This is a genomic window from Streptomyces spiralis (assembly GCF_014654675.1).
Classification (GTDB): domain Bacteria; phylum Actinomycetota; class Actinomycetes; order Streptomycetales; family Streptomycetaceae; genus Streptomyces; species Streptomyces spiralis.
In genome coordinates this window covers 157,918-169,292 of record NZ_BNBC01000003.1, presented here as the reverse complement: position 1 = coordinate 169,292, position 11,375 = coordinate 157,918, and the positions used below count along the sequence as shown (strand labels likewise).

8 protein-coding genes and 3 pseudogenes are annotated in these 11,375 nt (G+C 72.9%); 7 read left to right on the top strand and 4 right to left on the bottom strand.

Going from position 1 to position 11,375, the window contains the following annotated elements; all coding sequences use genetic code 11:
- Positions 1-66: 66 nt before the first annotated feature.
- Together IE318_RS05055 and IE318_RS05050 are read left to right on the top strand one after the other, a co-directional pair.
- Positions 67-276: a hypothetical protein gene (locus IE318_RS05055; protein ID WP_189896802.1), complete on the top strand. Its 210-nt coding sequence runs from the start codon at positions 67-69 to the stop codon at positions 274-276.
- Positions 252-811 (top strand): annotated as a pseudogene (locus tag IE318_RS05050) (hypothetical protein); the annotation flags it as partial. The gene IE318_RS05055 and the pseudogene IE318_RS05050, both read left to right, overlap by 25 nt.
- 82 nt (positions 812-893) lie before the next feature.
- On the opposite strand, the gene IE318_RS05045 reads toward IE318_RS05050, so the two are convergent.
- From IE318_RS05045 to IE318_RS05035, 3 genes are read right to left on the bottom strand one after another with little or no spacing between them, the layout of a single operon-like run.
- Positions 894-1,697, bottom strand: coding sequence for a thioesterase family protein (locus IE318_RS05045; RefSeq protein ID WP_189896800.1), 804 nt, complete (start codon positions 1,695-1,697; stop codon positions 894-896).
- 22 nt (positions 1,698-1,719) lie between these two features.
- On the bottom strand, positions 1,720-2,046 hold the full coding sequence (locus tag IE318_RS05040; protein ID WP_030174809.1) for a branched-chain amino acid transporter permease: 327 nt from the start codon (positions 2,044-2,046) through the stop codon (positions 1,720-1,722).
- Positions 2,039-2,608: an AzlC family ABC transporter permease gene (locus IE318_RS05035; RefSeq protein WP_268256728.1), complete on the bottom strand. Its 570-nt coding sequence runs from the start codon at positions 2,606-2,608 to the stop codon at positions 2,039-2,041. Before IE318_RS05035 ends, IE318_RS05040 begins: the two co-directional genes overlap by 8 nt.
- A 9-nt stretch (positions 2,609-2,617) precedes the next feature.
- Between IE318_RS05035 and IE318_RS05030 the strand changes: the two are divergent.
- The 5 genes and pseudogenes from IE318_RS05030 to IE318_RS05010 all read left to right on the top strand — a co-directional run.
- Positions 2,618-3,046 (top strand): annotated as a pseudogene (locus tag IE318_RS05030) (Lrp/AsnC family transcriptional regulator); the annotation flags it as partial.
- A 238-nt stretch (positions 3,047-3,284) separates the two neighbouring features.
- Positions 3,285-4,808 carry a hypothetical protein gene (locus tag IE318_RS05025; protein WP_189896797.1) on the top strand — a complete coding sequence of 508 codons (1,524 nt, stop codon included), beginning with the start codon at positions 3,285-3,287 and terminating at the stop codon, positions 4,806-4,808.
- A 130-nt stretch (positions 4,809-4,938) separates the two neighbouring features.
- The gene (locus tag IE318_RS05020) at positions 4,939-6,252 is read left to right on the top strand and encodes an AAA family ATPase (protein ID WP_229903339.1); all 1,314 of its coding nucleotides are present in this window, start codon (positions 4,939-4,941) and stop codon (positions 6,250-6,252) included.
- A gap of 215 nt (positions 6,253-6,467) precedes the next feature.
- Positions 6,468-7,712 (top strand): vWA domain-containing protein, encoded by a 1,245-nt coding sequence (locus IE318_RS05015; protein ID WP_189896795.1) that lies wholly within the window; start codon positions 6,468-6,470, stop codon positions 7,710-7,712.
- Between the two features lie 301 nt (positions 7,713-8,013).
- Positions 8,014-8,178: pseudogene (locus IE318_RS05010) on the top strand (DNA-binding response regulator); the annotation flags it as partial.
- 40 nt (positions 8,179-8,218) lie between these two features.
- On the opposite strand, the gene IE318_RS05005 reads toward IE318_RS05010, so the two are convergent.
- Entirely contained in the window at positions 8,219-11,203 is a 2,985-nt protein-coding gene (locus IE318_RS05005) for a glycoside hydrolase family 35 protein (protein ID WP_189896793.1), read from the bottom strand.
- Between the last annotated feature and the right edge of the window lie 172 nt (positions 11,204-11,375).

The following is an 11,375-nucleotide window of genomic DNA, read 5'->3' as shown; positions in this document are numbered from 1 at the left end:
CTCGAGCCGTACCGCGGCTCGCACGGAGCCGGCGGTGCTGCCGTTCGACGGAATCTTCCTGTGGTCATGGGAGCGGTGCGCAGCCACATCGGAGAGGCCGAGGACAGGTTCTTCGCCACGGTCTTCCTCGGCAGTGGTCTGCTGTTCGTCGCGATGCTCTTCGCGGTGGCCGCCGGAACGGGCAGCCTCCTCGCCGCGTTGGACAGGCACCCGCGGGCATCCCGGCACCTGTGGGACTGCGGGCGCAGATCACGTGGGGGTCGCGGCTGGGCCTGAACCACTGGTGGTCGTGGAGCCCGCAGTGGGAGGCCGCGGCCGGGCGCTCGCCCACCTGCTGGCGGCCTCGGAAGGCCGGCCGGTGACCGTCCCGGACGGCCTGATCGCGCAGATGTTCCAACGCGCCCTCGATGCCCTGCTGCCCGCAGGTCCGCAAGCGCGGCCCGCCGCGCTTGCCGGACCAGGACGGTCCGCTTCCGACACGGACGCCGACATCCTCCTCGTGCCGGTCCATCCGCAGACCGGAGAGACCTGGACACCGGCCGGCCCGGCCGCCTCGGCGTACCCGGTGCCGCTGCCGTTCGGCGTGTGGCTGTGGCTGGCCTCACCTGAACCGCATCCGCCCGTCCCCTTGTCAGGCGGCATGCCCGACGGTGTCCTCCGCGACGACCCGCCCACGCCGCACCCCGGTCACCTGCTCCGGGCCGACCCGGGAACGTTCCAGGACACCCTGGTCCGGCTGCCGGCCGTCCGCAGCCCGTGGCTGCGCGAGATCCTCGAGAACCTCACGCCGCACCTGCGCGCCCGCCTCTTCCAGCCGGTCGGCGGCAGGGGCCGACATCCGGTCTCCGACGTGGAGGACCAGAAGTCGACCATGTCTCGGCTGACCGGCTCGGTCAGTGGGTCAGCGGGCGAACGGTGAGGATCTGCTGTGCGTGGCCCACCGGACCGGTGATGTCGTGCAGGACGGTGCTGGTGAGTCCCTGGCCGCTGGGTCCGAAGGTGACGGTGGTGTCCAGGCCGGTCCAGTCGCCCACGGGCTGCCGGTGGAGGTGCACCGTCAGGTCGACGTTGGGGAACATCCACGCGGTGGGTGGCTGTCGTACGGCGATGCCGTTGGCCGTGTCCACCAGGGCGAGGTAGGACGCGACCGGGCTGCTGGGTTCGCCGGCCACCAGGGCGAGCGGGGTGGACACCCAGGCGGTGGTGCGGCCGGGCAGCGGCGGCGTGAGGGGCCGCACGTCGAGAGAGGCGATGTAACCGCCGGGCCACAGGTCGCTCATCGGCCAGGGGGCGAGTCGCTCCGGCGGAGTGAGCCGCTCGGCGGGGTCACCGGCGACGGCCGAGGTGTCGAGGGCGGCCAGCCGCCAGGCGCGGGCCCTGACCACCGGCCGGTCGGCGATGCGGACGGTGGCTTCGAGGAGTTCGATGGTGCGGCCGGGCCGGACGGTCTCGACCTGGATCTCGCACTCGTCGAGGGCGAGGCGGCCGAGAATGTCGTAGCTGATCCGGGCCAGGAGCAGTCGGCCACCGTCGGGCCGTGCGGCCAGGTGACGGTCGATGGCGTGGGCCACGAGGCCGCCGAGCGGGCTGAAGTGCTGTTCGTCCGGGTCCCAGGCGCCGCCGGCATGGGCAGTGGGTTTGTAGCGGGACGTGTCGATGCGGGTGTAGTAGCTGCCGGTGTCGGAGTGGGAGTTCAACGGACGGTTCTCCTCTGGTGCTTCACAGGGTGTTGAGCAGGACGACGTAGAGGCCGGTGCCGATGCCGACGCTGAGAATGGTGCGCCGGCCGAACGCGAGGTGGACGGCGACGGTGACGGCGGTCGCGAGCAGGGCGTACCACGCGCCGTGCGCGTCCTTGGCCATGGTGCCGTGCAGGGCGGTCACGGCCAGGATCGCGAGAATGCCCACCGGCATCGACACCGACAGCTTCTGCACGACGGCCGAGCCACGCAGTCGCCCGAGGACCGCGAAGGGCAGGGCCCGCAGCGCGAGAGTGATGGCGAAGACGATCGCGAGGACGGCGATCAGATACGAGGTGCTAGGCATCGGCGGTTTCCTCGGCGGCGCGGCGGGCGGTGACGGCGATGGGAGTCCCCCCGCTCGAGCGGAGCGGACGGCGGGGGAGGAGCAGCAGCAGGCCGACGAACAGCAGCAGCGCGGTGAACATGGCCGCCCCCGGTGTCAGGACCAGGGCGACGGTCACGCTTGCGCCGGCCAGCAGGACCGGGAGGATCTCCTGGCGGGAGCGGAACGCGTCCAGGGTGAGCACGGTGAACAGGGCGCACTGAGCGAACTCCAGGCCCTTCACCGGGGCCGGAAGAGCCGTGCCGAGGACCACACCGGTCAGGCCGCCGCCCACCCAGTAGACCTCGCAGGCGATCTGCATGGCCAGCAGGCGTGGCGCCGAGCGCTCGTGCTCGTCGAGGGAGGCGTTCACCGCGTACACCTCGTCGATCATCGCGTAGACCGCGTACGCCTTCGCCACCGGGTGCCTCACCAGGTGCAGGGGGAAGGAGAAGGCGTAGAACACGTGCCGGAAGTTGACCATGAGGACGGTCCCGGCCACCGCGGCGAGCGGCGTGACGGTAGGAGCCGCCGCTGGTGCAATCTATTGTGTGTGGATGACATCGATCGTGCAATCATCGCCGAACTGGAGCGCGACGGGCGGCTGACCAATGTGGAGCTGGCCCAGCGGGTCGGGCTCACTACCGGGCCCTGCCTGCGGCGCGTTCAACGGCTCGAGGCCGACGGTGTCATCCGGGGCTACCGGGCCGTGATCGACCCCGCCGCCCGGGGCCGGTCCTTCGAGGTGCTCATCGACCTCAGCCTGGAGGCGCAGGACGCGGAGACGGTCGAGCGCTTCGAGCAGATGCTGGCGCAGGCCGAGGAGGTTCTGGAACTGCGCCGGCTGTTCGGCACCCCCGACTACTTCGTGCGCGTGGCGGTCGCCGATCTCGCGGCCTACGAGACCTTCCTCAGCCAGCGGGTGATGACCATCCCCCGGGTCAAGAACGTCACCTCGCACTTCACCATGAAGACCGTCAAGCACGGCCTCTGGAGCCGCTGTCCGGGACCGGGCGATCACTGGGCGCGCGGCCCGCATCGGTGTCCGCGCGGTTTGTGTGGCCCGGGCAGCCCCTGCCCGGTCATCATGTGTGGTCCCCGGGCCGCCCCTGCCCGGTCGTCAAATGCCCACCGCTGCTGGAGACGTTGTCTTATGATGTTCGGGTGAAGAACTTCTCCTCGTACGGATTGGGGGAATCGTTCGCGCAAGGTGAGTGCTGATGGCACATCACATCGCGAACGAGATTCCAGCCCGCCTGTTGATGTGGCAGCGCGTACGTGCGTACGCCGTGCCACCGTCCATGATCGAAGCCGCGACCGCACGGCGTGCCGTCGGTGACTGGGCGGGGGCCTGCGCCGCCGCCCGGATCAACGTCGATTTCGATCTGCGCGCCGTGCGCGACCGTCACGGCAGCGACCTCGTCACCCGCTTGCGTGCGGATCTGCGTCGGCTGGCGCCGGATCTGCTCCGCTGGCACATGCCCCGTATCGCCCCCGACGGGCGGCTCCGGCCCGGCCTCACCCTCTCCCTGGCGCGCTACCGCACCCACGGCGCCACACCGCTGCAACTGGTGGTGCGAACACCGCCGGCCTGGGCGGACGCCGGGCAATGGATGTCCCTGGCGCTGTGGGAGGGGCCCGGGTCCTGGGATGCTGCACCCGGGCATCCTCCGCATCCGCACCCCCACCCCGACCGGCGTTTCCGGCTCGACCTGCATCGGCATCTGTGGGACTCCGGGTGTAGTGGCGAGCTGGCGCGGCGGTGCGGGGCGGGCGGTGCACCGTCCGCGGCGCCGTCCGGCCGGTCCGGGGTACCCGACCGGCCCGACCAGCCCGGCGTACCCGGTCGACCGGTGTTGCCGGATCGGCTCACCGTCCACGATTCACCGTGGGCGGTGGCACGGTGGGCCGCCGAGGCGGAGTTGCTGCTGCGGGCCGACGGGCGCCCTCGCGGGGCCTTCACCGTGCGGCTCGACGCGCAACGCCGCGCCGTGCTCGAACTGGTCGCTCCCGACGACAGCCATGCCCCGACGTTCCGGCCCTTGCGGGAGGCGCCGGCGCCACAGGAGGTCGCGGCGCTTCCGGTGCTGCCGGAGGCCGCGGCCCGGGTCCTTCCGGATCTGGAGCTGCTGCGGGCCGGGCTGGTCGTGGCCGAGCGGCTGCATCCGCTCGTCGCCGCAGCGCTGGCGGCGTCCGGCTCGGCACGGGTGGGCGGCCCCGCCGAAGAGCCCGGCGATCCGCACCGGGTGGAATGCCGCGGGGAGGTCCACCGGATCGCGCTGCGGGACGGGGTGCTGACGGCGATCGATCACGATCCGGTCCAACTGCGCAGGGAGGAGCTGCTGGTGGCGCTCGGCGGGCCGGCGCTGCCGTGCCTGCGGGCGATCGACGCGGTGCACCGCAGCCCGCAGGCACTGCCCGCGGTCCGGGAACGGCTTCGCCACGGGGATGTGGCCGGGGCGCTGGCCGTGGTCGAGGCCCTGCTCGGTCCCGGTGCGGTCCTGCGGGACGGGCCGCTGCGAGAGGAACTGGAGTCGGCCGCGGCCCGCCGTATCGACCACGGACTCTTCCGCTCGGGGTTGCTCACCCTGCGCCCCGGTGCCGGTGCTGTGGGGGACGGGCAGGCCTCGGGCGTGGACCACGCACACGCAAGCCGCCGTCCCCGGCTCGACCGCCGTACGCCAGCCGTACTGCGCCGCAAGCTGAGCAGCCGGGCCCGGCCCCGCACCGGCCTGCACCGCTGACCGGCGTCTCCCCGCCGAAACTCCCTTTTCCGCACCGCGCACCGCGCATGGTGCGCCGCGCCGCACGTCTCCACCGTCCTCCGGGGCGGGCCGTTCCGCCCGTTCCCTCGTCCCACCCCAGGTGATGCCCATGACCTCCAGCACTGTCCTGCCTGCCCCGTCCCCGGGTCCGTCCGCGGCCGCCGCGCCCGAATCCGCCCCCGCCGACCGGTCCGCAGACGCCGCCCAACTCACCCTCGCCGACGACCTGCTGACCCTCCTGCGGACGAGCACCACCGAGCCGCGCCCCGACGAGCAGCTTCAAGCGCTCACGCTGGCCGTCGCGGCCGACCTGCCCGTGCTGCTCTGGGGCGAGCCGGGCATCGGCAAGACCGCGGCCCTCACCCAGCTCGCCGCCTCCCTCGACCTCCCGCTGACCACCGTGATCGCCAGCGTCCACGAGCCGTCCGACTTCTCCGGGCTGCCCGTCGTGGGCGACGACCCGGCCGTGCAGGGTGTGCCGATGGCGCCGCCGCAGTGGGCCGTCGAGCTCGTTCGGGCCGGGCGGGGGCTGCTCTTCCTGGACGAGCTGTCCACCGCCACCCCGGCCGTCCAGGCCGCCCTGCTCCGGGTCGTCCTGGAGCGCAGGGTCGGTGCGCTGCAACTGCCGCCGGGGGTACGGATCGTGGCTGCCGCCAATCCGCGCGCCTCGGCCGCGGACGGATGGGAGCTGAGCCCGCCGCTGGCCAACCGCTTCGTGCACCTGTACTGGGTGCACGATCCGGATGTGGTGGTGCGCGGGTTGGGCGGGGTCTGGCCCCGGGCGCAGCTGCCCCGGCTGGTGCCGCAGCGGCTGGTGGAAGCGGTCGATTTCGCGCGGCGCGCGGTCTGCGGCTTCCTTCGGGCCCGGCCGACACTGATCCACCGGCTGCCGAGCAGCGAGACACGGCGTGGCGGTGCCTGGCCCTCGCCTCGGAGCTGGGAGGCCGCACTGACCCTGCTCGCCTTCGCCACGGCGGCCTCCGTGTCCCGGGAGGTGCTGGCACTGCTGGTGCGGGGCGCGGTGGGGGACGGGCCGGGGCTCGAACTCCTCGCTCATCTGGACCGGATGGACCTGCCGGACCCGGAGTCCCTGCTGGCCGATCCGGCATCCGCGGACCTTCCGGTCCGAGGCGACCTGCGTCAGGCGGCGCTGGAGGCGGTGGTGGCCGCCGTAGGAGCGCGGCCGGAGCGACAGCGCTGGGAAGCGGGCTGGGCGGTGCTGGCACGGGCGCTGGAGACCGGCGCCCCGGACCTGCTGGTCGCCCCGGCGACGACACTGGCCGCGCTGCGGCGCGATGAGTGGGAGGTGCCGCAGTCGGTGGAGCGGCTGGCCGGGGTGGTCGGTCTCGCCCGGCGGGCGGAGAGGTCGGTGGGGCGGGCCGCGGCGGCCGGCGGCGGGCGCGCTTCGGGGGAACGCCGATGACGGGAACCACCAAGCACCCGGGCCCGCACCCGGGCCCGCACTCAGGTCCCGACCTGGGCCCCCACCAGGGTCCGCACCCGGGTCCCCACGCGGGCCCGCACCCGGCTCCACGCCCGATGCCGCGCCCGCGCCCGATGTCCCCGCCCGCGCCGCCGCGCCCGGTGCGGGCCACCGTGCCGGGCCGAGCGGCCGAGCGGCCCGGACCTGCTCTGGACATGGAGAAGTTGTTGGCCGCCCGCCTCCACGCGGTGAAGGTCCGTCCCTACCTGGCCGACGCACTCTTCGCGCTGCACGTCGTGGAGGACCGGTCGGTGCCGACCATGGCGGTGGACGCGTACTGGCGCTGCTACGTCTCTCCCGGCTTCGTGGCGCGCACCCCTGTGGAGGAGCTGGCGGGCGTCTGGGTGCACGAGGTCTCCCATCTGCTGCGGGACCACCACGAGCGGGGCGAACGGTATGCGCGCCAACATGAGGAGCACGGGCCGGGTGAGCGAAACGAGACGGGGTTCTCCTCGGCCGAGAGCCGGAGCAGGCTGCGGAGGAACATCGCCGCCGACTTCGAGATCAACGACGACATCTACGGCGATGGCCTCCCCGTGCCCGCCGGAGCCGCGCTGCCGTCACTGCTGCGGCTGCCCGACGGGCTGCTGATGGAGGAGTACCTGCGGACGGCGTCGATGTCCGGGCTCGCCGCGGATCTGGCCTGGCTGGACTGCGGCAGCGGTGCCGACGGTCAGCACCGGCCGTGGGAGCTGGGGCCGGACGGGGCGCACGGGCTGAGCAGGCAGCAGCGGGACGCCGTGCGCTTCCGGGTCGCGGAGGGCATCAAGGGCCGGCCTGGCAACGCGCCGGAGGGCTGGCGCCGGTGGGCGGAAGAGGCGTTCCATCCGCCGCAGCCCTGGCGGCAGTTGCTGGGGGCGGCGGTCCGCTCGGCCGCGGGCGCGCCGGGGGTGGGCGAGAACCACAGCTACCGGCGGCCGTCCCGGCGCTCGGCCGGTGTCCCCGGGGTGCTGCTGCCCAGCCTGCGCCGCACGCCGCCCCGGGTGTGCGTGGTGATCGACACCTCCGGGTCGGTGAGCGACGCCGAGCTGGGCAGCGCGCTGCTGGAGGTGGCGGCGATCTCGCGGGCGGTGGGCGGGCGGCGCGACCTGGTCTCGGTGATCTCCTGCGACGCGGCGGCCGGGGTCGCCGTACCGCTGTGCCGGGCCGAGAACATCGAACTGGTCGGCGGCGGGGGAACGGATCTGCGCTCCGGTTTCTCCCGGGCGCTCCGCTCCCGGCCTCGCCCGGACGTGATCGTCGCCCTGACGGACGGACAGACGCCGTGGCCCTCCGCGCAGCCGCCCTGCCGCACCGTCGTCGGTCTCTTCCCCCGCCCCGCCCGCGCCGTGAACGACGAGAACCCCGACTACACACCCGCCGCACCGCCGCCCTGGGCACGCGTCGTCACCATCAGCTGAGAGCACGCCGAAGACCGTGGCGGAGATCGACCGCGCGCGGACGGCCCGCCTGCGGTCAGCGCGGTGGCGGCCGGCTCACGGGCGGGGTCTGGGGGAAATACCCCAGCCGAAGACGGAGGCCAGCCACGTTCCGGGCGTGGGACGGTGAGCCATGGCTTCGAGGCATGAGCCAAGCGACCAGGAAACACCCATGATCGAAGCCCGCGGACTCACCAAACGCTACGGACGGACCGTCGCCGTCGACGCCCTCGACTTCGACGTCCGTCCCGGCGCCGTCACCGGCTTTCTCGGCCCCAACGGGCTCCTCGCGGCCGGCTCCGTGGGCGTCTGCTACCTGCTCAAGGACCGGGTCGCCAGCGTGGCCGAGTTCACCGATGCCCTGAGCAGGGTCGCGGCGGGCGGCACCGCCCTCGACCCCGAGGTCGTCACCCAACTCGCCGGCGGCGGGCGGCGCATCGACTATCTCGGTGCCTAGTGCCTAGTGCCTAGTGCCTAGTGCCTAGTGCCTAGTGCCTAGTGCCTATGGTGCCTGGTGTGTAGACGGGTGAGGTGACCTTCTCCACGGGCACACCACCGGCCGCCAGCCCGAGCACGGTGAGCGTGGGCTGCGGCGGGCCCGCGGGCGCGGTGCCGTCGGAGAGGACAGCGAGGGCCAGGGTGTTGCGGCCGCGGGGATCGAGGATGCCGCTCGGCAGGACGAAGGTGTGCTGAGGGCCGACGTCGTTGACGTACTGGCCGAGGTTCCAGCCGTTGAGGAATATCTGCACCCGGTAGGCCCGGGACGGATCGTCGGTGAAGGTCAGACCCAGCGAGGCGTCGGTGCCGCGGTCGACGGACAGCTGGAAGTCGGTGCGGTACCAGGCCACGCCCTGCCGGGTGTCGGTGTGCGGCAGGGTCACCGGGGTCCACTGCCGGTCGGGGAAGCCGGGCAGGTGCCAGCCCTCGCGTTCGCCGTACAGGCCGCCGGTGTTGAGCGGTCCGCGGACCGGGTCGGGCGCGGCGGCCCCTTGGATGCGCCAGGTCAGCGGAGCACCGTCCAGGGTGGCGGCGGTCAGGCCGCGGGCGGACTTGAAGGCGTCGTTGGCGCCGCCGTCCTCCTCGTGCGCCATGCGCCGGACCAGTACCGCCACGGTGTGCGGGCCGTCGCCGCGCAGGTCGGCGGGGACGGTGAAGGTCGCCGTGCCGGACCAGGTGCTCCAGGTCGACTGGTCCTTGGTGGGCGTGGGCAGCCGGTGGGTGCCGAGCGGCCGTCCGTCCCACCAGGCCATCAGCAGGCCGAGCGTGCCGGTCTGATAGGTCAGGGCCAGGCTCTGCGCGCTGCTCGCGTCCGCCACCCGGGCGCGGTACCAGACGTCGCCGTAGTGGAAGCCGTAGTCGTCGGCGAAGAGCACGGCGGGCTGTCCGGCGGGCACCTTCGTGGTGCTGTGCGTGGTGGTCAGGTCGCAGACCTTCCAGTCGCCGTCGTCGAACTCCGGCCGGGACTCGGGGTTCTCCGGGGCGTAGCGCCATCCCGTGAGCGCGGGCAGGGCCACGTCGGCCGGGCCGGCCAGCCGGCCGCGGGAGGCCAGACTGCCGGATCCGGTGGCCGTGACCGGTACCCGGCGGCCGTTCCACACGACGGTCCGGATCCGCCGCGGCGACCAGATCTCCAGGTCGCTCGGGGCGGTCGTGTCGCCGGTGAGGTGGACGGTCGCGCCGTCCACGCGGGCCTCGCGCACCAGGGCCGGGCCGCTGACGAGCAGGGCGCCGTCGTCGGTGGTACGGGGCCAGAGTCCGGTGGTCGCCGTGTCGTCGGCCAGCAGCAGCGTCAACGGCACCTCCTGGTCGCCGCCCTCGACGCGGACACGGGTGAGTCCGTCGAGGACGGCGTTGATCCGCAGGGTGCCCGCATCCGGGTCGTGGACGGCCTCGGCGTTGCCGCCCGCCGTTGTCACCGTGGGCCGGCTGCTGCTCTTCATGACGATCTCGACCGGGTCCCCGGGGCGGCCGGTGAGAACCGCGAGGTCCTGCACCGGACCGGTGGCCCGCCACATCGGCTGGGCGGTGGTGTAGAGCAGCGCCCGGCGCCCCAGCGAGAGGTTGGTGGCGAGCACCTTCATGTCCTTGGCGGCCACCTTGAGGCCGCCGCCCGCGGCCGGCACGGTCACGGTGCCCGCGACGGTGGTCACCGGCAGGGTGCACATGGCGTCGCCGGTGGTGTCGTTGCGCAGGAAGTACAGGTGAGAGCCGCGCTCGGGGTCGGCCAGGTGGTAGACGCGTACGGACGTGCTGCTCGCGGCGGCGTCCTCGGCACGGTCGAGCCGGGCCAGGTCGGGGAAGGTCTCGAGCATGGAGCCGATCTGCTTCATCGGCGGGATCTTCGAGGTGAGGTTGCGGGCCTCGTCGATGGCGGCGCCGTAGTCGTAGGAGGTGTAGACGACGGGCGCGGGCAGCCAGCCCCATGAGGTGCCGCCGAACGTCATGTAGACGTTGTGGATCTTGATGCCGTTGGCCAGGTTGGTGAGATAGAAGCGGCGTTCGTACGCCGCGTTCCGCTCGGCCCGGGAGCCCTCGTAGCCCCGGCCGGCGAACACGGCGCCGCCCCAGCAGTCGAACCAGCCGCCCGCGAACTCGGCGAGGAAACCGGGGGTGTCGGGGCTCGCGGTGGAGCCGCCCTTGGCACCGCCGGGGCCGAAGTAGCCCCAGTCGGGCGGGTTGCCGCTCGCGGAGGGGTAGCCGTCGAAGGCGTACAGGTAACGGCCGTTCTCGTCACCGGTGGAGAAGGATCCGGGGACCCAGTAGCCGTTGCGGCCCTTGTCGTTGTGGAACAGCGGCACCTCGATGCCGTCGGCACGCACCTTGGCGTACATGTGAGCCATGTAGTCCCGGCCGGCCGCGCTGGTCACGTACGAGGCGTACTCGTTCTCCAGCTGGTAGAGCACGACGGTGCCGCGGCCCTTGGTGTACTGGCGAGGGGCGATCACCTCGTTGACGGCGGTGAGCCATTCGTCGGCGTACTCGAGGTAGTCGGGGTCGCTGGTGCGGGCATGGCCGGAGGTGGCGGTCAGCCAGCCGGGAAAACCTCCGGCGTCCGTCTCGCCGTTGATGTACGGGCCGGGCCGGGCGATGACGTACAGGCCGGTCTCGGCGGCCATGTCGAGGAAGCGGCCGAGGTCGCGGACGCCGGTGAAGTCGTAGTGGCCGGGTGCCGGCGAGTGGTAGTTCCAGGAGGCGTAGACGGACACGGCGTTGTAGCCGCTCGCCCGCATCTTCTGGAGCACGTCCCGCCACAGCGAGGGGCTGGGCAGGCGGAAGGGGTGCACCTCACCGGACCACAGCGGCACACGTTCACCGTCGACGACGAGTGAGTACCGGTCGAAGGTGACGGTGTGCCGCGCGGCCTGCGCGCCCGAGCCCGCCTGGGGGACGGCGGCACGAGCGGCGGTCGGCAGGGCCGCGGTCAGGGCCGCCGCCCCGGTCAGAGTGGTGAAGGCGCGACGGGACAGTTCCACAGGCGGTTCTCCTCGGTGACTGCGATGAGCGTGGTGCCTGAACGCATGCCGAACCCTGACTGCGTCCGGTGCCCCGGACGGTCATGGCTGTTCGTCATATCGAACGTTGTTCAGGATGTCGCGATGCCGCCGGAACACTAGTGAGTGCGTGACCTGCCGTCAATCCACTGGA